The following is a 24701-nucleotide window of genomic DNA, read 5'->3' as shown; positions in this document are numbered from 1 at the left end:
AATTTTATTGAGGATGGAATCATGAACAAGCTTTGGATGTGGGGTTTCGTGCTGGCGCTGGCAGGTTGCGCCAGCAGCAGCCCGGACGTCATCCAGCGCGGTGACGCCCAGCGCCTGTCGAGCGTGGTCGACGCGGTGGTGCTTTCCGTGCGTACCGTGACGGTCGAGGGCAGCCAGTCAGGTGTGGGTGCGGCCGCCGGTGGTGCGGTGGGCGGCATCGCCGGTTATGGCGCCGGGGGCAGCCAGCGCGAGGCGCAGATCATCGGCATCCTGGGGGCCACGGCCGGTGCCGTGGCGGGCAACGTGATCGAGCGGGCAGGCACCCGGGAAGAAGCTTATGAAATCCTGGTGCAACTCAAGAACGGCGAGCGGCGTGCCATCGTGCAGGCCAAGGGCACCGAGGTCTTTCAGCCAGGCGACCCGGTGATACTGATCACCACCAGCGGCAAGGTGCGCGTCACCAAGGCGCCCAAGCAGTAATCGGGGCCAGATGCAATCTATGATGCTGCGATCACCACGTCGCAGCATCATGGCCCGTCTCTCCCGACTCAGCATCGCCGCCTATCCGCACCACGTTGTCCAGCGGGGCAACAACGGGCAGGCCATCTTTCTGTCGGATCAGGACCGGCTTCAGATGCTGGACTTGCTGGAGTCCCATGCGCAGCTGTGTGAGGTCGCCGTCCACGCCTATGTGCTGATGGACAACCATTTTCATCTGCTGCTGACGCCCCGGACGGCAGACGGCCTGTCCCGCCTGATGCAGGCCATCGGACGCCGTTATGTGCGCTACTTCAACGACCGCCACGGCCGTACGGGCACGCTCTGGGAAGGTCGCTATAAATCCACGCTGATCGAGGCCGAGACCTATCTGCTGGCTTGCATGACCTACATCGATCTCAATCCGGTGCGCGCCGGGCTGGTGGGGCAGGCGCGCGACTATCCCTGGTCCAGCCACGCCCATTACGCCGGCTTGCGAGGTGATCGTCTGGTCACGCCACATCCGCTGTATTGGGGTTTGGGCAATACCCCCTTTGCTCGGGAGGCGGCTTACACGCGCCTGGTGCAGGAAGGGCTGTCTTTGTCCCAGCAGCAGGCCTTGACCGAATCCGTGCTCAAGGGTTGGGCGCTTGGCAGTCCGGCCTTCGTGGAGGAACTTCAGAAAAAAACACCGCGCCGACTCAGCAAATCCCGTGCGGGGCGGCCAGTTTCCAAATCGGCCGCGGTTTGAGTGCCGGAGGTGGAAGGCCTGTCACAGCTTCTCGCTAGTCTTTATTATCTGTCCCTAATTATCTGGTGAGTTAAAAATTCAAAAAATAATAAGAATCTGACCCCTATTATTTTTCTTGGAAATATTGTTGCGCTGCACTATGCTTACGACCCCTGCGAAATATTTAGGAGTGCGCCATGACCACGGCTGCCGAGATTAAGCATCTCCAAGAAAACGGTTTGTATTCGAGCGCCAACGAACACGACGCCTGTGGCGTGGGTTTCGTGGCCCATATCAAGGGCCACAAGAGCCACGACATCGTCCAGGGCGCACTCAAGATCCTCGAAAACCTGGACCACCGCGGTGCGGTGGGGGCGGACAAGCTGATGGGCGACGGCGCCGGCATCCTGATCCAGCTGCCCGACACCCTCTACCGCGAGGAAATGGCCAAGCAGGGTGTGACCCTGCCGCCGCCCGGTGAGTACGGCGTGGGCATGATTTTCCTGCCCAAGGAGCATGCCTCGCGTCTGGCCTGCGAACAGGAGATGGAGCGCGCGATCAAGGCCGAAGGCCAGGTGCTGCTGGGCTGGCGCGACGTGCCGGTCAACCGCGACATGCCCATGTCGCCCACCGTGCGCGAGAAAGAGCCGGTGTTGCGGCAGATCTTTATCGGCCGTGGCAGCGACGTGATCGTGCAGGATGCGCTGGAGCGCAAGCTGTTCGTGATCCGCAAGACGGCCAGCGCCGCCATCCAGAACCTGCAGCTCAAGCACAGCAAGGAATACTACGTTCCGAGCATGTCCAGCCGCACCGTGGTCTACAAGGGCCTGCTGCTGGCGGATCAGGTTGGCACTTACTATCATGACCTGCAGGACAAGCGTTGCGTCTCCGCCCTGGGCCTGGTGCACCAGCGCTTCTCCACCAACACCTTCCCGGAGTGGCCGCTGGCCCATCCCTACCGTTATGTCGCCCACAACGGCGAGATCAACACGGTCAAGGGCAACTACAACTGGATGAAGGCGCGCGAAGGCGTGATGTCCTCGCCCGTGCTGGGCAACGACCTGCAGAAGCTCTACCCGATCAGCTTCGCCGGCCAGTCCGACACGGCCACCTTCGACAACTGCCTGGAACTGCTGACCATGGCCGGCTACCCGATCAGCCAGGCCGTGATGATGATGATCCCCGAGCCCTGGGAGCAGCACACCACCATGGATGAGCGCCGCAAGGCCTTCTACGAGTACCACGCCGCCATGCTGGAGCCCTGGGACGGCCCGGCCTCCATCGTGTTCACCGATGGCCGCCAGATCGGCGCCACGCTGGACCGCAACGGCCTGCGCCCTTCGCGCTACTGCATCACCGATGACGACCTCGTGATCATGGGTTCCGAGTCCGGCGTGCTGCCGGTGCCCGAGAACAAGATCGTGCGCAAGTGGCGCCTGCAGCCTGGCAAGATGTTCCTGATCGACCTGGAGCAGGGCCGCATGATTGACGACGAGGAGCTCAAGGCCAGCCTCGCCAACAGCAAGCCGTACAAGCAGTGGATCGAGAACCTGCGCATCAAGCTCGACGACGTCGAGACCGGCGCTGCCGAACTGCCCAAGGCCGAAGCCGCCAGCCTGCTGGACCGCCAGCAGGCCTTCGGCATGACACAGGAAGACATCAAGTTCCTGATGGCCCCGATGGCCGTGAATGGCGAGGAGGGCATCGGCTCCATGGGCAACGATAGCCCGCTGGCCGTGCTGTCGGACAAGAACAAGCCGTTGTACAACTACTTCAAGCAGCTGTTCGCCCAGGTGACCAACCCGCCGATCGACCCGATCCGCGAAGCCATCGTGATGTCGCTGGTGTCCTTCATCGGCCCCAAACCCAACCTGCTGGACATCAACCAGGTCAACCCGCCCATGCGTCTCGAGGTGAGCCAGCCCATCCTGGACTTCTCGGACATGGCCAAGCTGCGCAACATCGAGGCCACGACCCAGGGCAAGTTCCGCAGCGCCACGCTGGACATCACCTATCCGCTGGTCTGGGGCCGTGAGGGCGTGGAGGCCAAACTGGCTTCGCTGTGCGCCGAAGCGGTGGACGCGATCAAGGGCGGCAAGAACATCCTCATCATCAGCGACCGCGCCGTGAGTGCCACCCAGGTGGCCATTCCTGCGCTGCTGGCCCTGTCGGCCATCCACCAGCACCTGGTCCGCGAAGGTCTGCGTACCTCGGCCGGCCTGGTGGTCGAAACCGGGACCGCACGTGAAGTGCATCACTTCGCCGTGCTGGCGGGATATGGTGCCGAGGCGGTCCACCCCTATCTGGCCATGGAAACCCTGGCCGCCATGCACCAGGACCTGCCGGGCGACCTGAGTGCCGACAAGGCCATCTACAACTACATCAAGGCGATTGGCAAGGGCCTGTCCAAGATCATGTCCAAGATGGGCGTATCGACCTACATGAGCTACTGCGGCGCCCAGCTGTTTGAAGCCATCGGTGTCAACGACGAAACCATCGAGAAGTATTTCACCGGTACCCCCAGCCGCGTGGGTGGCATCGGCGTGTTCGAGATGGCCGAGGAAGCCATCCGCATGCACAAGGCCGCCTACGGCAATGACCCGGTGCTGGCCACCATGCTGGACACCGGCGGCGAATACGCCTGGCGCGCGCGTGGCGAAGAGCACATGTGGACACCCGACGCCATTGCCAAGCTGCAGCACAGCACGCGTGCCAACAGCTTCAGCACCTACAAGGAATACGCGCAGATCATCAATGACCAGAGCAAGCGGCACATGACGCTGCGCGGCCTGTTCGAGTTCAAGCTGGATCCGGCCAAGGCCATTCCGGTCGAGGAGGTCGAGCCGGCCAGCGAGATCGTCAAGCGTTTTGCCACCGGCGCCATGTCGCTGGGATCGATCTCGACCGAGGCGCACGCGACGCTGGCCGTGGCCATGAACCGCATCGGCGGCAAGAGCAACACCGGCGAGGGTGGCGAAGACCCGGCACGTTACCGCCAGGAGCTCAAGGGCATCCCGATCAAGAAGGGCGAAACGCTCAAGAGCGTGATCGGCGATGCCCAGGTGGAAGTCGACCTGCCCTTGCAGGACGGCGATTCGCTGCGCTCCAAGATCAAGCAGGTGGCCTCGGGCCGTTTTGGCGTCACCGCTGAATACCTGTCGAGTTCGGACCAGATCCAGATCAAGATGGCCCAGGGCGCGAAGCCGGGCGAAGGCGGCCAGCTGCCGGGCGGCAAGGTGTCCGACTACATCGGTAAGCTGCGTTACTCCGTGCCGGGCGTGGGCCTGATCTCGCCGCCGCCGCACCACGATATCTACTCGATCGAGGATCTGGCCCAGCTGATCCACGACCTGAAGAACGTGGCGCCGCACGCCAGTATCAGCGTCAAGCTGGTGTCGGAGATCGGTGTCGGCACCATTGCCGCGGGTGTGGCCAAGTGCAAGAGTGATCACGTCGTGATCGCCGGCCATGACGGCGGCACCGGCGCCTCGCCCTGGTCGTCCATCAAGCACGCCGGCAGCCCGTGGGAGATCGGCCTGGCCGAGACCCAGCAGACCCTGGTGCTCAACCGCCTGCGCGGTCGCATCCGCGTGCAGGCCGACGGCCAGATGAAAACCGGCCGTGACGTCGCCATCGGCGCCCTGCTGGGGGCCGACGAATTCGGTTTCGCCACCGCACCGCTGGTGGTCGAGGGCTGCATCATGATGCGCAAGTGCCACCTGAACACCTGCCCGGTGGGTGTGGCCACGCAAGACCCGGTGCTGCGCAAGAAGTTCTCGGGCAAGCCCGAGCATGTGGTGAACTTTTTCTTCTTCATCGCCGAGGAAGTGCGCCAGATCATGGCCCAGCTGGGCATCCGCAAGTTCGACGACATGATCGGCCGCGCCGACCTGCTCGACGTGCGCAAAGGCCTGGAGCACTGGAAGGCCCGTGGCCTGGACTTCAGCCGCCTGTTCGCGATGCCCATCGTGCCCGCCGGCGTGCCTGTTTTCCATGTGGCCGAGCAGGAGCACGGCCTGGAGAAGAGCCTGGACCGTGTGCTGATCGAGAAATCCCGGGCCGCCATCGACAAGGGCGAGAAGGTCCAGTTCATGGAGGTGGTGCGCAACGTCAACCGTTCGGTGGGCGCCATGCTCTCGGGCGCACTGACCAAGGTGCACCCGGAAGGGCTGACCGACGACACCCTGCGTATCCAGCTCGAAGGCACGGGTGGACAGTCCTTCGGTGCTTTCCTGGCGCGCGGCATCACGCTGTACCTGATCGGTGACGCCAACGACTACACCGGCAAGGGTCTGTCGGGCGGCCGCATCGTGGTGCGCCCGAGCATCGATTTCCGCGGTGAATCCACCCGCAACATCATCGTCGGCAACACGGTGATGTACGGCGCCACCAGCGGCGAGGCTTTCTTCAGCGGCGTGGCCGGCGAACGTTTCGCCGTACGCCTGTCGGGCGCCAATGCTGTCGTTGAAGGCACGGGTGACCATGGCTGCGAGTACATGACGGGCGGTACGGTGGCCGTGCTGGGCAAGACCGGCCGCAACTTCGCCGCCGGCATGAGCGGTGGCCTGGCCTATGTCTACGACGAAGACGGTCAGTTTGCCGCGCGCTGCAACACCGCCATGGTCTCGCTGGACAAGGTGTTGCCCGCAGCCGAGCAGGAGAAGAGCGTGCCGCGCGCCATCTGGCACCGTGACCAGACCGACGAGGCCCAGCTCAAGAAGCTGCTGGAAGACCACCACCGCTGGACTGGCAGCAAGCGTGCGCGCGAGCTGCTGGACCACTGGAGCGAGGCTCGCGCCAAGTTCGTCAAGGTGTTCCCCAACGAGTACAAGCGCGCGCTGGGCGAGATCAACGCCAGGAAGGTTGACGCTGCTCCGGCCAAGGCGGCGGCCAAGAAAGAAGCCGCTGCGGCCAAGTAAGAAGAAGGACGAAGGAAAGAATCATGGGAAAAGTCACTGGCTTCATGGAGTACGAGCGCATCGAGGAGGGCTACGAGCCCGTGGCGAAGCGCGTCAAGACCTACAAGGAATTCGTGATCGGCCTCAGCGATGAGCAGGCCAAGGTGCAGGGTGCGCGCTGCATGGACTGCGGCACGCCCTTCTGCAACAGTGGTTGCCCCGTCAACAACATCATCCCGGACTTCAACGACTTGGTTTACCAGGGCGACTGGAAGAACGCGATCGAGGTGCTGCACTCGACCAACAACTTCCCGGATTTCACCGGCCGTGTCTGCCCGGCGCCTTGCGAGGCAGCTTGCACGCTCAACATCAACAACGATGCCGTGGGCATCAAGTCGATCGAGCACGCCATCATCGACAAGGCCTGGGCGCAGGGTTGGGTCAAGCCGCAGCCGGCCGCCGTGAAGACCGGCAAGAAGGTTGCCGTGGTGGGTTCCGGCCCGGCCGGCATGGCCGCGGCCCAACAGCTGGCACGTGCCGGCCACGCCGTGACCGTGTTCGAGAAGAACGACACCATCGGTGGCCTGCTGCGCTTCGGAATCCCGGACTTCAAGTTCGACAAGTCACATATCGACCGCCGGGTGAAGCAGATGGAAGCCGAGGGTGTGGTGTTCAAGACCAATGTCATGGTCGGCGAACTGCCCAAGGATTCCAAGGTGACCAACTGGGCCAAGGAAACCGTCAGCCCGGCACAACTGCAGAAGGACTTCGACGCCGTCGTGTTGGCTGGCGGTGCCGAGCAGTCGCGCGATCTGCCGGTGCCGGGACGTGACCTCGATGGCATCCATTTCGCCATGGAGTTCCTGCCCATGCAGAACCGTGTCAACGCTGGCGGCAAGGTCAAGGACCAGATCATGGCCACGGGCAAACACGTCATCGTGATCGGCGGCGGTGACACCGGCTCCGACTGCGTGGGTACCAGCAACCGCCATGGCGCGGCCAGTGTGACCCAGTTCGAAGTGATGCCGCAGCCGCCCGAGCAGGAGAACAAGCCCCTGGTCTGGCCCTACTGGCCGCTCAAGCTGCGCACCAGTTCCAGCCACGAAGAGGGTTGCGCGCGCGAGTTCGCCGTCTCGACCAAGGAATTCATCGGCAAGAACGGCAAGGTCACGGGCCTGAAGACCGTGCACGTCGAGTTCAAGGACGGCAAGTTCGTCGAGATTCCCGGCACCGAGAAGGAATACAAGGCCGACCTCGTGCTGCTGGCCATGGGTTTCGTGAGCCCGGTGGCGACCGTCCTGGACGCTTTCGGCGTGAGCAAGGACGGCCGTGGCAACGCCAAGGCCAGCACGGACTTCCAGGGTGGTTATGTCACCAGCGCCCCCAAGGTCTTTGCCGCCGGCGATATTCGCCGCGGCCAGAGCCTGGTCGTCTGGGCGATTCGGGAAGGCCGCCAGGCTGCCCGGGCCGTCGATGAGTTTCTGATGGGTAGCAGCAGCCTTCCGCGCTAGGCGGCCTTCACGAATCGCCCGATGGGCGCAACAGGAATGGCGGGCTGTTCGCTCGCCATGCGCGAGGGTCGCCGGGCTGCGCGTGCGCTTGACGAATTCCTCATGGGGGCCAGCACCCTGGCGCGCTGACACAGTACTTTGCCGTATGATGCAAGAGCCGGAACAAGCCGGCTTTTGCATTTTTATGGCTGCATCATCAGATACCTCCCTGGTCGAGCTGCGTAACGTCACCTTTGGCTACAGTGACCGTGTCATTCTGGACAAGGTCAGCCTGAGCGTTCCGCGTGGCAAGGTCACCGCCCTGATGGGCGCCTCCGGTGGCGGCAAGACCACCGTCCTGCGCCTGATCGGTGGGCAGAACCGCGCCCAGGAGGGCGAGGTGCTGTTCGATGGTGAGGACGTGACGCGCATGGATCCGCAGCAGCTCTACGTGGCGCGACGTCGCATGGGCATGCTGTTCCAGTTCGGCGCCTTGTTTGCCGACCTCAGCGTCCTGGAGAACGTCGCCTTTCCGCTGCGTGAACATACCGATCTGACCGAAGAGCTGCTGCGTGATGTCGTGCTGATGAAGCTCAATGCCGTCGGTCTGCGCGGTGCGCGTGACCTGATGCCCAGCGAGGTGTCCGGCGGCATGGCACGGCGCGTCGCGCTGGCACGCGCCATCGTGCTGGACCCCGAGCTGGTGATGTACGACGAGCCCTTCGCCGGCCTGGACCCAATCTCCCTGGGGACGGCGGCCCAGCTCATCCGCCGGCTCAACGACAGCCTGGGCATCACCAGCATCGTCGTCTCGCACGATCTGGAGGAAACCTTCCAGATTGCCGACAAGGTGGTGATCCTGGCCAATGGCGGCATTGCAGCCCAGGGCACGCCCGATGAGGTGAAGCGATCCACCGATCCGTTGGTACAGCAGTTCGTGCAGGCCCGGGCCGAAGGGCCGGTGCATTTCCACTACCCGGGCCCGACGGTACAGCAGGATTTTGGCGGGGAGGCCGCATGAGCTGGTGGCGACCATCGGACGTGGGGTATGCCGTGCGCCGCAAGCTGGGTGACATGGGTTACGCCGCTCGGCTTTTCCTGCGTCTGCTGCAGCTGGCGGGCCCCACCTTTAAGCGTTTCAGCCTGGTGCGTGACCAGGTGCACCTGCTGGGCAACCACTCGCTGGCCATCATCGTGGTCTCGGGCCTGTTCGTCGGTTTCGTGCTGGGCCTGCAGGGTTATTACATCCTTGTGGACTTCGGCTCGGACGAGGCCCTGGGCCAGATGGTGGCGCTGAGCCTGGTGCGTGAACTCGGCCCCGTGGTGGCCGCCCTGCTGTTTGCCGGGCGGGCCGGCACGTCGCTGACGGCCGAGATCGGCCTGATGAAGGCCGGTGAGCAACTGAGCGCCATGGAGATGATGGCGGTGGATCCGATCCGCCGCATTCTGGCGCCGCGATTCTGGGGGGGCGTGATCGCCATGCCCCTGCTGGCTGCCGTCTTCAGCGCAGTGGGTGTGATGGGGGGCTGGCTGGTCGGCGTGGTCATGATCGGCATCGACCCCGGCGCTTTCTGGAGCCAGATGCAGGGTGGTGTGGATGTCTGGCAGGACGTGGGCAACGGTGTCGTCAAGAGCATCGTGTTCGGTTTCACGGTCACCTTTGTCGCCTTGCTGCAAGGTTATGAGGCGCAGGCCACGCCTGAAGGGGTAGCGAGTGCCACCACGCGGACGGTGGTGATGGCCTCGCTGGCAGTTCTGGGTCTGGATTTCATCCTGACCGCCATGATGTTTACGATTTGAGGAGAGTGTGGTGCAACGCTCAAGAAATGATCTCTGGGTCGGTCTGTTTGTCCTGATCGGTGCCGTCGCCATCCTGTTCCTGGCACTGCAGGCGGCCAATCTGCTCAGCCTGAGCTTCCAGAGCACCTACCGGGTCGAAGCGCGCTTCGACAATATCGGCGGCCTCAAGCCCAAGTCGGCCGTGCGCAGCGGCGGTGTGGTCGTCGGTCGGGTCGAGGCCATCAGCTTCGATGACAAGACCTTCCAGGCGCGGGTGATCCTGGCCCTGGAGAGTCGCTACAAGTTCCCCAAGGACAGCTCGCTCAAGATCCTGACCAGCGGCCTGCTGGGTGACCAGTACATCGGTGTAGAAGCCGGTGCCGAGGAAAAGGTCTTGGTGGCCGGCGACGTGATCACCTCCACCCAGTCCGCCATCGTGCTGGAAAACCTGATCGGCCAATTCATCTACAACAAGTCGGCTGAGGGCGCTGGGCCGAACGCGGCCAAGAAATGAGGGGGGCCGCAGCCTTGCACTTGCGGCCGTTGCGCCTGCTGATACTGGCCCTGGCCCTGCTACTGGCCGGTTGCGCCACCGGTCCGCAGGCCAATCCCGCTGACCCGCTCGAGCCCTGGAACCGCGGTGTCTACCAGTTCAACGACACGCTCGACCGCGCCGTGCTCAAGCCCGTGGCCACGGTCTACCAGGAGTCGGTGCCGGAGATGCTGCGCAAGGGTGTCGGCAATTTTTTCGGCAACCTGGAAGATGCGTGGACCACGCTCAACGGCGTCCTGCAACTGAAGGGGCAGGTGGCCGGCGAAAGCTTCACCCGTTTCTGGGTCAACACCTTTTTCGGCATCGGCGGCGTGCTGGACGTGGCCAGCGAAATGCAGATCCCGCGGCACAACGAGGATTTCGGGCAGACCCTGGGCTATTGGGGCGTGGGGGCCGGGCCTTATGTGGTGCTGCCCCTGCTGGGGCCCTCCACGGTGCGCGACACGGCGGCCCTGCCGGCGGAGTGGCGCGGAGACATCGTGAGCTATATCGAGGATGTGCCCACGCGCAACACGCTGGCCGGTGTCCGTGTGGTGCACAGGCGCGCGCGCCTGCTGAAGCAGGAGGGCTTGCTTGAAGAGGCTGCGCTGGACAAATATACTTTCCTGCGCGATGCCTATCTGCAGCACCGGCGCAATCTCGTTTATGACGGGGAACCCCCGGAGGAACCGATGATCGAAGATGAGGCGCCCGACGAGAAGGAGCCCGCCAGGTGAGCCCTGTCGGCTGGTTGCAGACGGCAGGCGTTAAGGTGATGAGGAATGGGTCGGCATCCGGCCGGCACATGGCCAGTGTTCTGGAGTGTTACACCATGCAAAGACGAGTTTTCCACCGCCTGCTGGCTGCCTGTGCCGGCGCGGCTGTTTTCCTGGCGCAGGCGCTGACGCCCGCCTGGGCGGCCGAGGAAGGCGCCGATGTCATGATCCTGAAGCTGTCGAACGAGGTGCTCGACAGCATCAAGGCCGACCCGGCCATCAAGGCGGGCGACGTCAGTCGCATCATTGCGCTGGTCGACAGCAAGATCATGCCCAACGTCAATTTTCAGCGCATGACGGCGTCCTCGGTCGGCCCAGGCTGGCGCCAGGCCAGCCCTGAGCAGAAGAAGCGCCTGCAGGAGGAATACAAGATCTTGCTGGTGCGCACCTACGCGGGTGCCCTGGCCCAGGTCAATGACATGACCGTGACCGCCAAGCCCATGCGTGCGGCACCCGACGACAAGGAAGTCGTGGTGCGCACGGAAGTCAGGGGCAAAGGCAATCCCGAGCCCATCCAGCTCGATTACCGCCTGGAAAAGACACCGGGTGAAGGCCGCGGCTGGAAGATCTACAACCTCAACGTCATGGGCGTCTGGCTGGTGGAGACCTACCGTAGCCAGTTTGCCCAGGAAGTCCATGCCAAGGGCATCGACGGCCTGATCGCCTCGCTGGTCGAGCGCAACAAGGCCAACGCCAAGAAAGCCTGAGCATGCTGGTCCTGCCCTCTGAACTCACCCACAAGCAGGCCTCGGCCTGCCTGCGCATGCTGGTGCAAGGCCTGCCGTCCCAGACCGGTCCGGCGGTGGTGGTGGATGCCGCCTCGCTCACGCGTTTCGATTCCTCGGCGCTGGCGGTGCTGCTGGAATTCCGGCGTGCCAGCGTGGCGCTGGGCAAGGGCTTCGAAATCCGCAGCCTTTCGTCCCGGCTGGTCGATCTGGCCCGCCTCTACGGGGTGGCCGAACTGCTGCTGCCGGCCGCCTGAACCCGGGGTCTCTCCCGACCGCCTAAAATAGCGGGTTCCCATGCCCGCCATCTCCTTCCAGTCCGTCTCCCGGCACTACCCGCTCGCCCGCGGTCCCAAGGGCGCCACCTTCGCCGCTCTGGACGATGTCAGCCTGGACATCGAGCAGGGCGAATTTTTTGGCCTGCTCGGGCCCAATGGTGCCGGCAAGACCACCCTGATCAGCATCCTGGCCGGCCTGGTGCGTGCCAGCAGCGGCAAAGTCTCCGTGCTCGGCCACGATGTGCAGGCCGACTACGCGCAGGCGCGCAGGCTGCTGGGCGTGGTGCCGCAGGAGCTGGTGTTCGATCCCTTCTTCAATGTGCGCGAGACGCTGCGCATCCAGTCCGGCTACTTCGGTGTCAAGAACAACGACGCCTGGATCGACGAACTGCTGGACAGCCTGGGCCTGGCCGACAAGGCCCAGGCCAATATGCGCCAGCTCTCCGGCGGCATGAAGCGGCGCGTGCTGGTGGCCCAGGCTCTGGTGCACAAGCCGCCGGTCATCGTGCTGGACGAGCCCACCGCCGGCGTGGACGTGGAGTTGCGCCAGACCCTGTGGGCTTTCATCTCGCGGCTGAACAAGCAGGGCCACACGGTGCTGTTGACCACGCACTACCTGGAGGAGGCCGAGGCCCTGTGCGGCCGCATTGCCATGCTCAAGGCAGGCCGGGTGGTGGCGCTGGAACGCACCAGCGAGTTGCTCAAGACCGCGTCCAGCCATGTGCTGCGCATGAAAATCGAGGGCCAGTTGCCGGCCGACCTGGCTGCACAGGCGCGGGTGACCGGGCGCATCGTGCAGTTCCCGGCGCATGACGCGCGCGAGATCGAGACCTACCTGGCCGCCGTGCGCGAGGCCGGGGTGATCGTGGACGACGTCGAGATCACCAAGGCCGATCTGGAAGACGTCTTTCTCCAGGTGATGGGAGACAAGAAATGAGCGGTTGGCAGACCCTGCTGTACAAGGAAGTGCTGCGCTTCTGGAAGGTCAGCTTCCAGACCATTGCCGCGCCGGTTCTGACAGCCGTGCTCTACCTGCTGATTTTCGGCCATGTGCTGGAAGACCACGTCAAGGTCTACGACCGCATCGGCTACACCGCCTTCCTGATCCCCGGCCTGGTCATGATGAGCGTGCTGCAGAACGCCTTTGCCAACAGCTCGTCCTCGCTGATCCAGAGCAAGATCATGGGCAACCTGGTCTTCCTGCTGCTCACGCCCCTGTCGCACTGGGCCTGGTACCTGGCCTACGTCGGCTCTTCAGTGCTGCGTGGCCTGGTGGTGGGCTCGGGGGTGTTCCTGGTGACCTTCTGGTTCACCGACCTTACGATCCAGGCGCCGTTGTGGATCCTGGTCTTCGCGGTGCTGGGCGCGGCCCTGCTGGGCTCGCTGGGCCTGATTGCCGGCCTGTGGGCCGAGAAGTTCGACCAGCTCGCGGCCTTCCAGAACTTCGTCATCATGCCCATGACCTTCCTCAGCGGCGTGTTCTATTCCATCCACTCGCTGCCGGCCTTCTGGCAGGGGGTGAGCCATCTCAACCCCTTTTTCTACATGATCGACGGCTTTCGCCACGGCTTCTTTGGGGTAAGCGATGTCTCGCCCTGGCTGAGCCTGGCCATCGTCGGTACCGCCCTCATCGTTGTGGGCGGCCTGGCGGTGCACCTGCTACGCACCGGTTACAAGATTCGAGGCTGAGAACATGACTGCTGACAAACTGCAATCCATCATCGCGGCGGGGCTGAAATGTGAGCATATCGAGCTCACCGGGGACGGCCGTCATTGGTATGCCACCATCGTGTCGCCGGAGTTCGAGGGCAAGCGGGCCATCCAGCGCCACCAGCGCGTCTACGCCACGCTGGGCCAGAAGATGCACACCGACGAGGTGCATGCCCTGTCGATGAAAACCTATACGCCGGCCGAATGGGCGGCGCAACCCAGGTGACTTTCCATGGATAAATTGCTGATACGTGGTGGCCGCGCGTTGCGCGGCGAGGTGCCGATCTCCGGCGCCAAGAACGCCACCTTGCCCGAGTTGTGTGCGGCCCTGCTGACGGCGCAACCGGTGACCCTGCTCAACGTGCCGCGTCTGCAGGACGTGGCCACCATGCTCAAGCTGATCCGCAACATGGGCGTGAGCGTTGAGCAGTCGGCCGACGGCACGGTACGCATCGACGCGGCCCGGCTGAGTTCGCCCGAGGCGCCCTACGAACTGGTCAAGACCATGCGCGCTTCGGTGCTGGCGCTGGGGCCTTTGCTGGCGCGTTTCGGCGAGGCCACGGTCTCGCTGCCCGGCGGCTGCGCCATCGGCTCGCGCCCGGTGGACCAGCACATCAAGGGCCTGACGGCCATGGGGGCCGAGATCACGGTCGAGCATGGTTACATGATTGCCAAATTGCCCAAGGGCAGGAAACGTCTGCAGGGCGCGCGCATCACGACCGACATGGTCACCGTCACCGGCACCGAGAACCTGCTGATGGCGGCGACCCTGGCCGAAGGCGAGACCATCCTGGAAAACGCGGCACAGGAGCCGGAGATTCCGGATCTGGCCGAAATGCTCATCAAGATGGGCGCCAGGATCGAGGGGCACGGCAGCAGCCGCATCCGTATCCAGGGCGTGGAGGCCTTGCACGGCTGTGAGCACCAGGTGGTGGCCGACCGCATCGAGGCGGGCACCTTCCTGTGTGCCGTTGCGGCCACGGGGGGCGATGTGGTGCTCAAACATGGGCGCGCCGACCATCTGGACGCCGTGATCGAGAAGCTGGTGGCCGCGGGCGCCACCGTGACCGCCTTGCCTGAGGGCATCCGCGTGCAGTCGCAGGGCCGCTTGCAGGCGCAGAGCTTCCGCACCACCGAGTACCCGGGTTTTCCCACCGACATGCAGGCCCAGTTCATGGCGCTCAACTGCATCGCGCAGGGCACGGCCAAGGTGACCGAGACCATCTTCGAAAACCGTTTCATGCACGTCAACGAGCTGGTGCGCCTGGGCGCCAGGATCCAGATCGACGGCAAGGTGGCCGTGATCGAAGGGGTCGCGCATCTCTCGGGCGCCACTGTCATGGCCACCGACCTGCGGGCCTCGGCCAGCCTGGTGATCGCCGGCTTGGTGGCTGAGGGCGAGACCGTGGTAGACCGCATCTATCATCTGGATAGGGGTTATGACCGCATGGAAGCCAAGCTGGCAGCCATAGGCGCGGACATCGAGCGTATCAAGTGAGAAAATGACCAGATGATCACGCTCGCTCTCTCCAAAGGTCGCATCTTCGACGAGACCCTGCCCCTGCTCAAGGCGGCCGGCATCGAGGTGCTGGACGATCCCGAGAAAACCCGCAAGCTCATCCTGGCCACCAACCAGCCCGAAGTCCGGGTGGTGCTGGTGCGTGCCACCGATGTGCCGACCTATGTGCAGTACGGCGGTGCTGATCTGGGCATCACCGGCCTGGACACGCTGATCGAACATGGCAGCGACGGCTTGTACCAGCCGCTGGACCTGCAGATCGCCAAGTGCCGCGTGAGCGTGGCCGTGCGCGAGGGTTATGACTACGCGGCCGCCGTGCGCCAGGGTGCGCGCCTGCGCGTGGCGACCAAGTACGTGGCGATCGCGCGCGAATTCTTTGCCGCCAAGGGTGTGCACGTGGACCTGATCAAGCTCTATGGCAGCATGGAGCTGGCCCCGCTGACCGGTTTGGCCGATGCCATCGTTGACCTGGTCTCCACCGGCAACACGCTCAAGGCCAATCACCTGGTCGAGGTCGAGCGCATCATGGACATCAGCTCGCGCCTGGTGGTCAACCAGGCCGCCCTCAAGCTCAAGCGCGAACCCATCCGCCGCATCATCGACGCCTTCGGCCAGGCCCTGGGGCAGCCATGAGCTTCCAGGCCCGTCCCCTGCGCCTGTCCACCGCGCAAGCTGACTTTGAGCAGCGCTTCAAGGAGCGCCAGCACTGGTCCGGTGAGACCGACGCGGCCATCGAGTTGCGCGTGGCCGAAATCCTGGCCGACGTGCGCCAGCGTGGTGACGCGGCCGTGCTCGAGTACACCGCCCGCTTCGACGGTCTGCAGGCTGGCGCGCTCAAGGACCTGGAACTGACACAGGCCGAACTGAAAACCGCCTACGAGGCCCTGCCGGTCGCCCAGCGCGAGGCCCTGACCGCTGCTGCCCAGCGTGTGCGCAGCTACCACGAGGCCCAAAAGCGTGCCAGCGGCGAGAGCTGGAGCTACCGCGACGCCGACGGCACCTTGCTGGGCCAGAAGGTCACGCCGCTGGACCGCGTGGGCATCTACGTGCCCGGCGGCAAGGCGGCCTATCCGTCTTCCGTGCTGATGAATGCCATTCCCGCCCACGTGGCCGGGGTGGGCGAGATCATCATGGTGGTGCCCACGCCGCGGGGCGAGAAAAACCCACTGGTGCTGGCCGCCGCCTATGTGGCCGGCGTCACACGCGCCTTCACCATCGGTGGCGCCCAAGCCGTGGCGGCCCTGGCTTACGGCACGGCCACCGTGCCCGGCGTGGACAAGATCACCGGTCCGGGCAATGCCTATGTGGCCAGCGCCAAGCGCCGCGTCTTCGGCCAGGTCGGCATCGACATGATTGCCGGCCCCAGCGAGATCCTGGTGCTGGCCGATGGCACGACCCCGGCCGACTGGGTGGCCATGGACCTGTTCTCGCAGGCCGAACACGACGAACTGGCGCAGAGCATCCTGCTGTGTCCGGACGCGGCCTACATCGACGCCGTGCAGCGCGAGATCGACCGCCTGCTGGGCGAGATGCCACGCGCCGAGATCATCGCCAAGTCCCTCAACGGCCGCGGCGCGCTGATCCACACGCGCAGCATGGAAGAGGCCTGCGCCATCAGCAACCGCATTGCGCCCGAGCACCTCGAGGTGTCGAGCAACGATCCGCACAAGTGGGAGCCGCTGCTCAAGCACGCCGGGGCCATCTTCCTCGGTGCGTACACCAGCGAATCGCTGGGTGATTACTGTGCCGGCCCCAATCACGTGCTGCCCACCAGCGGCACCGCGCGCTTCTCCTCACCGCTGGGCGTCTACGATTTCCAGAAACGCAGCAGCCTGATCGAGGTCAGCGAGGCCGGCGCGCAGACCCTGGGGCAGATCGCCTCGGTGCTGGCGCACGGTGAAGGCCTGCAAGCCCATGCCCGCGCGGCCGAGATGCGCCTGAAAGCCCCGAAGAAATGACGCCCCTTGATCCCAAGCTGCAGCGCCTGATCCGCCAGGACATCCAGTCCATGCATGCCTATGCCATCCAGGCGTCGGCCGGTATGGTCAAACTCGATGCCATGGAGAACCCCTACAGCCTGCCGCCTGCGCTGCAGGTCGAGTTGGGGCGGCGCCTGGGCCAGTTGGCCTTGAACCGCTATCCGGACGGCCGCGTGGACGAGCTGCGCGCCGCGCTGGCAGCCTACGCCGGCATGCCCGAGGGCTATGCGCTGATGCTGGGCAACGGCTCGGACGAACTGATTTCCCTGCTGGCCATGGCCTGTGACGTGCCGGGTGCCTCCATCCTGGCGCCGGTGCCGGGTTTCGTGATGTACGCCATGAGCGCGCAACTGCAGGGCCTCGCCTTCCATGGTGTGCCGCTCACGTCCGAGTTCGAGCTCGATGTGACGGCCATGCTGGGGGCCATTGCCAAGCACAAGCCGACCATCACCTACATCGCCTACCCGAACAACCCGACGGCCAATCTGTGGAACGACACGGCGATCGAGAAGATCATCGCCGCCGTCGGCGAGCAGGGCGGCCTGGTGGTGATGGACGAGGCCTACCAACCCTTTGCCTCGCGCAGCTGGCTGGATCGCATCCGCGCCAAGCCGGCGGCCAACAGCCACGTGCTGCTGATGCGCACGCTCTCCAAGTTCGGGCTGGCCGGCGTGCGGCTGGGTTACATGATGGGCCCGGCGGCCCTGATCGCCGAGGTCGACAAGGTGCGCCCGCCCTACAACGTCAGCGTGCTGAACTACGAGTGCGCGCTGTTCGCACTCGAGCATGCCGACGTCTTTGCGGCCCAGGCGCAGGACATCAAGGCCCAGCGTGCTATGATTTTGGAAGCGTTGAAGGCCATGCCCGGGGTGCGAGCCTGGAACAGCGACGCCAACATGATCCTGCTGCGTGTGCCCGATGCGGCCCGGACCTTTGAAGGCATGAAGGCGCGCAAGGTCCTGGTGAAGAATGTGTCCAAACTGCACCCCCTGCTGGTCAACTGCCTACGCCTGACCGTGGGCACCCCGCAGGAAAACCAGTTGATGCTGGCTGCCTTGAAAGAATCCTTATGAGCGCCGCACGGCCGTCCGAAGGCGCTCGTACCGCAATGCGCAGCATGGAGGTTGCTTAATGAATACACCACGTACCGCCGAAGTGTCCCGCAACACCGCGGAGACCCAGATTACCGTCAAGGTCAACCTGGACGGCACGGGCGTCTCGCGCCTGTCCACCGGCATTGGTTTCTTCGACCACATGCTGGACCAGATCGCGCGCCATGGGCTGATTGACCTGGACATCCAGGCCAAGGGTGATCTGCACATCGACGGCCACCACACGGTGGAGGACGTGGGCATCACCCTGGGCCAGGCCGTGGCCAGGGCCGTGGGCGACAAGAAAGGCATCCGCCGCTACGGCCATGCCTATGTGCCGCTGGACGAGGCGCTGTCGCGCGTGGTGATCGATTTCTCCGGCCGCCCCGGCCTGGAGATGCACGTGCCTTTCAAGAGCGGCATGATCGGCAGCTTCGACAGCCAGCTGGCCTACGAGTTCTTCCAGGGTTTCGTGAACCACGCCTTCGTCACGCTGCACATCGACAACCTGCGCGGCGAAAACGCCCACCACCAGGCCGAGACGGTGTTCAAGGCCTTCGCCCGTGCCCTGCGCGCCGCGCTGGAAATCGATCCGCGCGCGGCTGGCACCATCCCATCCACCAAGGGATCGCTCTAGTCGTATGACCTCCGGACTGCCGGCCAAGACCGTCGCCGTGGTGGATTACGGCATGGGCAATCTGCGCTCGGTGTCGCAGGCCGTGCAGGCCGCGGCCCAGGGCAGCGGCTGGCATGTGCTCATCACCTCTCGCCCCGATGAGGTGCGTGCAGCCGCCCGCGTGGTGCTGCCGGGGCAGGGCGCCATGCCCGACTGCATGCGCGAGCTGCAGGAGTCCGGCCTGCGCGATGCCGTGCTGGAGGCCGCCGCCGCCAAGCCCCTGTTCGGCGTCTGCGTGGGCATGCAGATGATGCTGGACCACAGTGCCGAGGGGGACACACCCGGCCTGGGTCTGATTCCCGGCGAAGTCGTCAAGTTCGACCTGGCCGGCCGCCTGCAGCCCGATGGCAGCCGCTACAAGGTGCCGCAGATGGGCTGGAACCAGGTGCGGCAGATGGACCACGGCCAGGGACGCCACCCAGTATGGGCCGGCGTGCCGGACGGCAGCTATTACTATTTCGTGCACAGTTTTTATGCCCGACCGTCGGATGCGCGCCACAGCGCGGGGGAGGCCGACTACGGTGGCCGCTTCACGGCGGCGATTGCACGCGATAATATTTTTGCGACACAATTCCACCCAGAGAAAAGCGCTGCCCACGGCTTGGCCCTCTATCGCAACTTCCTCCACTGGAATCCCTGATTCTTCGCACGGTTCAGCCTGAACGCGCATCCGCCCTAGTCCTTGCCCCAGCATCATGCTTCTCATTCCTGCGATTGATCTGAAAGACGGTCACTGTGTGCGCCTCAAGCAGGGCGATATGGACCAGTCCACCACCTTCGGCGAAGACCCGGCGGTGATGGCGCGCAAATGGGTGGACAAGGGCGCCCGCCGCCTGCACCTGGTGGATCTGAACGGCGCCTTTGCGGGCCAGCCGAAGAACGAACAGGCCATCCGCAGCATCCTCAAGGAAGTTGGCAGCGAGATCGACGTGCAACTGGGCGGTGGCATCCGCGACCTGGACACCATCGAGCGCTACCTGGACGCCGGCCTGCGCTACGTCATCATCGGTACCGCCGCCGTCAAGAACCCCGGCTTCCTGCAGGACGCCTGCACGGCCTTTGGCGGACACATCATCGTCGGCCTGGACGCCAAGGACGGCAAGGTGGCCACCGATGGCTGGAGCAAGCTGACCCGCCATGAGGTCATCGACCTGGGCAAGAAGTTCGAGGATTACGGTGTCGAGTCCATCATCTACACCGACATCGGCCGTGACGGCATGCTCTCGGGTATCAACATCGAGGCCACGGTCAAGCTGGCCCAGGCGCTGACCATCCCGGTGATCGCCTCCGGTGGCCTCAGCAATATGGCCGACATCGAGGCCCTGTGCGCGGTGGAGAGCGAGGGCGTGGAGGGTGTGATCTGCGGCCGTGCCATCTACACCGGCGACCTCGACTTCGAAGCCGCCCAGATCCGCGCCGACGAACTGAATGGCTGAGCCGGCGGCGGGTGGCAGCATCGAGCTGTTCCACGGCCTGCCCTCCCTTGCCCTGAGCCTGCCCAACGGCGACCGCCTGCGGGTCCTGTTGCACGGTGCCCATGTCGTGTCCTGGGTAGCGGCCGGCCGCGAACGTCTTTATCTCAGCCCCCGCAGCGCTTTCGATGGCCGGTCCGCGATACGCGGCGGCGTTCCCATCTGTTTTCCCCAGTTCAACCAGCGCGGGCCGTTGCCCAAGCATGGTTTCGTGCGCAATCTGCCCTGGGTGGCCGACGTGCCGCCCGTGCTCACGTCGGAAGCGGCGCGTATGAGCCTGCGTCTGCCCGCCAGTGCGGCGACACAGCAGTTCTGGCCCCAGGCTTTCGAGCTCACCTTGACGATGGAGTTGCGCCCGGCTTGCCTGCAGCTGACCCTGGACGTGCACAACAGGGACCTCGTGCCCCTGAACTTCACCGGGGCCCTGCACACCTATCTGGCGGTCGATGACATCGCGGCGGTGCAGCTTGCGGGCCTGGAGGGCCAGCCCGAGTGGGATGCGCTGATGGACCGGCATGGGCGAGCAGCCGGCCCCTTGCGCTTTCAGGGGGGATTCGATCGCGTTTATGACGCCGCGCCCCAAGCGCTGGTCTTGCGCGACGGGCAGCAGCGCTTGCGGATCGAACAAAGTCCCGGCTGGGCCCAGACCGTGGTCTGGAACCCGGGGGCGGATCTGGCTGCCGCATTGCCCGACCTGCCGGCCGATGGCCATGCTCATATGCTCTGCGTGGAGGCGGCCCAGGTCATGCAGGCCATCGCCGTGCCCGCCGGCAGCACGTGGCAGGGCTGGCAGCGGCTGAGCGTCAGCTGAGGGCGCTCCCCCGCCCTACAATCCGGGCATGCTGGCCAAACGTATCATTCCCTGCCTGGACGTGACGGGCGGACGCGTCGTCAAGGGCGTCAATTTCGTCGAACTGCGCGATGCCGGGGACCCGGTGGAAATTGCCGCACGCTACAACGAGCAAGGCGCCGACGAACTCACCTTCCTCGACATCACCGCGACCAGCGACGGGCGCGACCTGATCCTGCACATCATCGAGGCCGTGGCTTCCCAGGTGTTCATCCCGCTGACCGTGGGCGGCGGTGTGCGCACCGTCGAGGACGTGCGGCGCCTGCTCAATGCCGGGGCCGACAAGACCAGCTTCAACTCGGCTGCCATCGCCAACCCCCAGGTCATCCGCGACGCCTCGCACAAATACGGTGCCCAGTGCATCGTGGTGGCCATCGACGCCAAGCGTCGTTACGGTGAGGACCTGCTGGCGCGCGGCGAAGGCTGGGACGTCTACAGCCATGGGGGTCGCAAGAACACGGGTCTGGATGCCGTGGCCTGGGCGCGCCAGATGGCCGAATACGGCGCTGGCGAGATCCTGCTCACCAGCATGGACCGCGACGGTACCAAGTCCGGCTTTGACCTGGCGCTCACGCGGGCGGTCAGCGATGCCGTCAGCGTGCCGGTCATTGCTTCGGGTGGTGTGGGCAATCTGGATCACCTGGTCGAAGGTGTCAAGCAGGGTGGGGCCGACGCGGTGCTGGCCGCCAGCATTTTCCATTACGGCGAGTACACCATTGCCCAAGCCAAGGCCCGTATGGCGCAGGCCGGCATCCCGGTGCGCATCGAGGTGGCGGCATGAGCGCCGCCGGGCCGTCCCAAGGCGCGAAGGCCCCCTCGGGGGGCAGCGCAGCACACGAAGTGGCAAGCGTGGGGGCTCCTGTGTCCTGGCTCGACGAAGTGAAATGGGACGCCCAGGGCCTGGTGCCGGTGATTGCCCAAGAGCAGGGCAGCAACGATGTGCTGATGTTCGCCTGGATGAACCGCGAGGCCCTGCAGAAAACGGCCGAGCTCGGCCGCGCCGTCTATTTCAGTCGCTCGCGCGGCAAGCTCTGGTTCAAGGGCGAGGAGTCGGGCCACGTGCAGACCGTGCACGAGATCCGGCTGGACTGTGACAGCGATGTCGTCCTGCTCAAGGTCACGCAACTGGGCCATGAGCCCGGCATTGCCTGCCACACCGGCCGCCACAGCTGTTTCTTCAGTGTTTACAAGGACGGCGCCTGGCGTGCCGTCGATCCGGTCCTCAAGGACCCCGAAACCATCTACAAGTGAAGACCATGGCCGAGTCCACGAATTCTGTCGATGCCCTGGCCCGCCTGGCGGCCGTCATCGAAAGCCGCCTGCCTGCCCAGGGGGGTGATCCTGAGAAAAGCTACGTGGCCCGCCTGCTGCACAAGGGCCCGGACGCCTTCCTGAAGAAGGTGGGCGAGGAGGCGACCGAGGTTGTGATGGCGGCCAAGGACGCCGACCACGGCGGTGATCGCAGCAAGATCGTGGGCGAGGTGGCCGACCTCTGGTTCCACACCATGATCGCCCTGGCTCACTACGGCCTCAAGCCGGCCGACGTGATCGCCGAACTGGAGCGCCGCGAAGGCACCAGCGGGATCGAGGAAAAGGCCTTGCGCAAGGTGCTGGCCCGCGAGAGCGGGGCACAGTAAGCCCTTGCCAGCCCCTGCATCATTCACGGAGTTTCACGCATGAGCGACGTCAAGCACAGCGATCCGGACTGCATCTTCTGCAAGCTGGTGTCCGGCAAGATTCCCGCGAAGAAGGTCTACGAGGACGAGGACATCTTTGCCTTCCACGACATCAATCCGTGGGCACCGGTGCATTTTCTGCTGATTCCCAAGCGGCATATCCCTTCGATGGCCCAGGTCGGGCCTGAACATGTGGACGTGCTCGGGCGCATGATGGCCCTGGCACCCCGGCTGGCCCAGGAGCAGGGCTGCCGGCCTTATCCGGAGGGCGGTTTCCGCATGGTGTGCAATACCGGAGGCGACGGCGGCCAGGAAGTGCACCACCTGCACATCCACGTGATCGGCGGCCCGCGCCCCTGGGTAAAAGGTTGATTTTCCCGGTTCGCGCCGATTGCACGGCGCGGCGATTAAAATCACAAATTCCTTAGGAGAGAAATATGGGTTCCTTTTCCATCTGGCACTGGCTGATCGTGCTGCTGATCGTGGTCATGGTGTTCGGCACCAAGAAGCTGAAGAACCTGGGTAGCGACCTGGGTGGCGCCGTCAAGGGTTTCAAGGACGGCATGAAAGAAGGCGGCTCGACCGAGGACAAATCGGCTGCTGCCCCCGCGCCCCAGCAGGTGGCCAGCACGGCAGCTCCCGCAGCCGACAAGAACACCATCGACGTCGAAGCCAAGCCCAAGGCCTGATCGTCCGGCGTAGCCCACAGGCATGATCGATCTCGGCCTTTCCAAGATGGCGCTCATCGGTGCGGTGGCGTTGATCGTCATCGGGCCGGAGAAGCTGCCGCGCGTGGCGCGCACCATCGGCACCTTGCTGGGCAAGGCCCAGCGTTACGTGTCCGATGTCAAGGCCGAAGTCAACCGCTCGATGGAGCTCGAAGAGCTCAAGAAGATGAAGAGCACGGTCGAGGGGGCAGCCCAGGAAGTCGAGAACTCGATCCAGACCACCACATCGGACTTCGAGAAGGATTGGGCCGGCGCCACCTCGGGGCTGGAGTCGGCGACCGATCTGTCCTCCAGCCTGGATATCGCCCCCGAGTACAAGCACCCGGGCAAGAACTGGCGCCTCAAGCGCGGCAGCACGCCCAATTGGTACAAGGCACGCCAGGGCGTCCGTACCCGCGCCTTGTCTGGCGCGGCGCGGGTGGCCCGCTACCGGCCCCAAAAACTGAACTGAGCCCCGCCGGCTCGCCCAGCACACAAGCAGGGTGCGGGCGGCCTGGCCCCGCAACCGGTAACAACGCATGGCAGACCCACTAAGCAAAGACGACGAGCTGGCCGGTACCGAGCAGCCCTTCGTGCAGCACCTGATCGAGCTGCGCGACCGGCTCATCAAGACCGTGATCGCCATGGCCATTGCCGCGGCCGTCCTGGCCCTCTATCCGGGGCCCGGTGAGCTCTATGACATTCTGGCCGCACCGCTGGTGGCGCACCTGCCCAAGGGCGCCACGCTGATCGCCACCTCTGTCATTTCGCCTTTCATGGTGCCGCTCAAGATATTGCTGATGGCGGCTTTCCTGCTGGCCCTGCCCGTGGTGCTTTACCAGGTCTGGGCCTTTGTGGCGCCCGGCCTCTACACCCATGAGAAGAAGCTGGTGCTGCCGCTGGTGATCTCCAGCACTTTGCTGTTCTTCATCGGCGTGGCCTTTTGTTATTTCTTCGTCTTCGGTCAGGTATTTGCCTTCATCCAGAGCTTTGCGCCCAAGAGCATCACGGCTGCGCCGGATATCGAGGCCTACCTGAGCTTCGTGTTGACCATGTTCATCGCCTTCGGCCTGGCCTTCGAGGTGCCCATCGTGGTCATCGTGCTGGCCCGCATGGGCCTGGTGAGCATCCAGAAGCTCAAGGACTTCCGCGGTTATTTCATCGTGCTGGCCTTCATCATCGCGGCCATCGTGACGCCTCCGGACGTGGTGTCGCAGCTGGCGCTGGCCATTCCGATGTGCGTGCTGTACGAGGTGGGCATCTGGGCAGCCCAGATTTTCATCAAGCACACACGTGCACCCGACGCCGAGCCGGCCGACTCCTGATCGCTGATCCG

Annotated in this window: 28 protein-coding genes; all 28 read left to right on the top strand. The window is 64.6% G+C overall.

The genetic code is table 11. The annotated features are described in order from the left end of the window. Window positions 1–21 precede the first annotated feature (21 nt). The 28 genes from HTY51_RS13585 (at window position 22) to tatC (ending at window position 24690) form a co-directional block, all read left to right on the top strand. Window positions 22–480, top strand: coding sequence for a hypothetical protein (locus tag HTY51_RS13585; protein ID WP_174253221.1), 459 nt, complete (start codon window positions 22–24; stop codon window positions 478–480). Between the two features lie 49 nt (window positions 481–529). After that, window positions 530–1228 (top strand): transposase, encoded by a 699-nt coding sequence (locus HTY51_RS13580; RefSeq protein WP_174253220.1) that lies wholly within the window; start codon window positions 530–532, stop codon window positions 1226–1228. A 176-nt stretch (window positions 1229–1404) separates the two neighbouring features. After that, window positions 1405–6126, top strand: a complete 4722-nt coding sequence (locus HTY51_RS13575; RefSeq protein WP_174253219.1) for a glutamate synthase-related protein — start codon at window positions 1405–1407, stop codon at window positions 6124–6126. 23 nt (window positions 6127–6149) lie between these two features. Further along, a complete protein-coding gene (locus tag HTY51_RS13570; protein WP_174253218.1) occupies window positions 6150–7616 on the top strand; it encodes a glutamate synthase subunit beta in 1467 nt (488 codons plus the stop codon). A gap of 184 nt (window positions 7617–7800) precedes the next feature. Next, window positions 7801–8616, top strand: coding sequence for an ABC transporter ATP-binding protein (locus HTY51_RS13565; protein ID WP_174253217.1), 816 nt, complete (start codon window positions 7801–7803; stop codon window positions 8614–8616). After that, complete coding sequence (gene mlaE / locus HTY51_RS13560; RefSeq protein WP_174253216.1) at window positions 8613–9395, top strand: lipid asymmetry maintenance ABC transporter permease subunit MlaE; 783 nt, start codon at window positions 8613–8615, stop codon at window positions 9393–9395. The genes HTY51_RS13565 and mlaE overlap by 4 nt, the downstream gene beginning before the upstream one ends. Window positions 9396–9405: 10 nt before the next feature. Next, the gene (gene mlaD, locus HTY51_RS13555; RefSeq protein WP_174253215.1) at window positions 9406–9888 is read left to right on the top strand and encodes an outer membrane lipid asymmetry maintenance protein MlaD; all 483 of its coding nucleotides are present in this window, start codon (window positions 9406–9408) and stop codon (window positions 9886–9888) included. Next, window positions 9885–10643 (top strand): VacJ family lipoprotein, encoded by a 759-nt coding sequence (locus HTY51_RS13550; RefSeq protein WP_174253214.1) that lies wholly within the window; start codon window positions 9885–9887, stop codon window positions 10641–10643. The genes mlaD and HTY51_RS13550 overlap by 4 nt, the downstream gene beginning before the upstream one ends. A 95-nt stretch (window positions 10644–10738) precedes the next feature. Next, window positions 10739–11389, top strand: coding sequence for a phospholipid-binding protein MlaC (locus tag HTY51_RS13545; RefSeq protein WP_174253213.1), 651 nt, complete (start codon window positions 10739–10741; stop codon window positions 11387–11389). Window positions 11390–11391: 2 nt separating this feature from the next. Beyond that, on the top strand, window positions 11392–11664 hold the full coding sequence (locus HTY51_RS13540; protein ID WP_174253212.1) for a lipid asymmetry maintenance protein MlaB: 273 nt from the start codon (window positions 11392–11394) through the stop codon (window positions 11662–11664). Window positions 11665–11704: 40 nt separating this feature from the next. Continuing rightward, window positions 11705–12622, top strand: a complete 918-nt coding sequence (locus HTY51_RS13535; RefSeq protein WP_174253211.1) for an ABC transporter ATP-binding protein — start codon at window positions 11705–11707, stop codon at window positions 12620–12622. Next, on the top strand, window positions 12619–13374 hold the full coding sequence (locus tag HTY51_RS13530) for an ABC transporter permease (RefSeq protein ID WP_174253210.1): 756 nt from the start codon (window positions 12619–12621) through the stop codon (window positions 13372–13374). The genes HTY51_RS13535 and HTY51_RS13530 overlap by 4 nt, the downstream gene beginning before the upstream one ends. Before the next feature lie 4 nt (window positions 13375–13378). After that, window positions 13379–13621, top strand: coding sequence for a BolA family protein (locus tag HTY51_RS13525; protein WP_174253209.1), 243 nt, complete (start codon window positions 13379–13381; stop codon window positions 13619–13621). A 6-nt stretch (window positions 13622–13627) separates the two neighbouring features. Beyond that, on the top strand, window positions 13628–14893 hold the full coding sequence (murA, locus tag HTY51_RS13520) for a UDP-N-acetylglucosamine 1-carboxyvinyltransferase (protein WP_174253208.1): 1266 nt from the start codon (window positions 13628–13630) through the stop codon (window positions 14891–14893). Window positions 14894–14905: 12 nt separating this feature from the next. Further along, window positions 14906–15547 (top strand): ATP phosphoribosyltransferase, encoded by a 642-nt coding sequence (gene hisG, locus HTY51_RS13515; RefSeq protein ID WP_057673781.1) that lies wholly within the window; start codon window positions 14906–14908, stop codon window positions 15545–15547. Next, window positions 15544–16872 carry a histidinol dehydrogenase gene (gene hisD, locus HTY51_RS13510; RefSeq protein WP_174253207.1) on the top strand — a complete coding sequence of 443 codons (1329 nt, stop codon included), beginning with the start codon at window positions 15544–15546 and terminating at the stop codon, window positions 16870–16872. The genes hisG and hisD overlap by 4 nt, the downstream gene beginning before the upstream one ends. Continuing rightward, window positions 16869–17966: a histidinol-phosphate transaminase gene (gene hisC / locus HTY51_RS13505; protein ID WP_174253206.1), complete on the top strand. Its 1098-nt coding sequence runs from the start codon at window positions 16869–16871 to the stop codon at window positions 17964–17966. Before hisD ends, hisC begins: the two co-directional genes overlap by 4 nt. Window positions 17967–18024: 58 nt before the next feature. Further along, window positions 18025–18621, top strand: coding sequence for an imidazoleglycerol-phosphate dehydratase HisB (hisB, locus tag HTY51_RS13500; protein ID WP_174253205.1), 597 nt, complete (start codon window positions 18025–18027; stop codon window positions 18619–18621). A gap of 4 nt (window positions 18622–18625) precedes the next feature. Beyond that, window positions 18626–19300: an imidazole glycerol phosphate synthase subunit HisH gene (gene hisH, locus HTY51_RS13495; RefSeq protein WP_174253204.1), complete on the top strand. Its 675-nt coding sequence runs from the start codon at window positions 18626–18628 to the stop codon at window positions 19298–19300. 55 nt (window positions 19301–19355) lie between these two features. Continuing rightward, complete coding sequence (hisA, locus tag HTY51_RS13490) at window positions 19356–20096, top strand: 1-(5-phosphoribosyl)-5-[(5-phosphoribosylamino)methylideneamino]imidazole-4-carboxamide isomerase (protein WP_174253203.1); 741 nt, start codon at window positions 19356–19358, stop codon at window positions 20094–20096. Next, window positions 20089–20943 carry a D-hexose-6-phosphate mutarotase gene (locus HTY51_RS13485; protein ID WP_174253202.1) on the top strand — a complete coding sequence of 285 codons (855 nt, stop codon included), beginning with the start codon at window positions 20089–20091 and terminating at the stop codon, window positions 20941–20943. Before hisA ends, HTY51_RS13485 begins: the two co-directional genes overlap by 8 nt. 28 nt (window positions 20944–20971) lie before the next feature. Beyond that, on the top strand, window positions 20972–21763 hold the full coding sequence (gene hisF, locus HTY51_RS13480) for an imidazole glycerol phosphate synthase subunit HisF (protein ID WP_174253201.1): 792 nt from the start codon (window positions 20972–20974) through the stop codon (window positions 21761–21763). An 80-nt stretch (window positions 21764–21843) separates the two neighbouring features. Beyond that, entirely contained in the window at window positions 21844–22233 is a 390-nt protein-coding gene (gene hisI, locus HTY51_RS13475) for a phosphoribosyl-AMP cyclohydrolase (RefSeq protein WP_174254284.1), read from the top strand. Between the two features lie 5 nt (window positions 22234–22238). Then, the gene (locus HTY51_RS13470) at window positions 22239–22619 is read left to right on the top strand and encodes a phosphoribosyl-ATP diphosphatase (protein ID WP_174253200.1); all 381 of its coding nucleotides are present in this window, start codon (window positions 22239–22241) and stop codon (window positions 22617–22619) included. Window positions 22620–22658: 39 nt separating this feature from the next. Next, window positions 22659–23030: a histidine triad nucleotide-binding protein gene (locus HTY51_RS13465; protein ID WP_174253199.1), complete on the top strand. Its 372-nt coding sequence runs from the start codon at window positions 22659–22661 to the stop codon at window positions 23028–23030. Between the two features lie 65 nt (window positions 23031–23095). After that, window positions 23096–23347 carry a Sec-independent protein translocase subunit TatA gene (gene tatA, locus HTY51_RS13460; protein WP_174253198.1) on the top strand — a complete coding sequence of 84 codons (252 nt, stop codon included), beginning with the start codon at window positions 23096–23098 and terminating at the stop codon, window positions 23345–23347. A gap of 22 nt (window positions 23348–23369) precedes the next feature. Beyond that, on the top strand, window positions 23370–23837 hold the full coding sequence (gene tatB / locus HTY51_RS13455) for a Sec-independent protein translocase protein TatB (protein WP_174253197.1): 468 nt from the start codon (window positions 23370–23372) through the stop codon (window positions 23835–23837). Window positions 23838–23904: 67 nt separating this feature from the next. Next, window positions 23905–24690, top strand: a complete 786-nt coding sequence (gene tatC / locus HTY51_RS13450; protein WP_174253196.1) for a twin-arginine translocase subunit TatC — start codon at window positions 23905–23907, stop codon at window positions 24688–24690. The last annotated feature ends 11 nt before the right edge of the window (window positions 24691–24701 follow it).

This window comes from Rhodoferax sp. BAB1, assembly GCF_013334205.1.
Lineage (GTDB): Bacteria > Pseudomonadota > Gammaproteobacteria > Burkholderiales > Burkholderiaceae_C > Hylemonella.
This window is presented reverse-complemented; position numbering and strand designations above follow the sequence as displayed.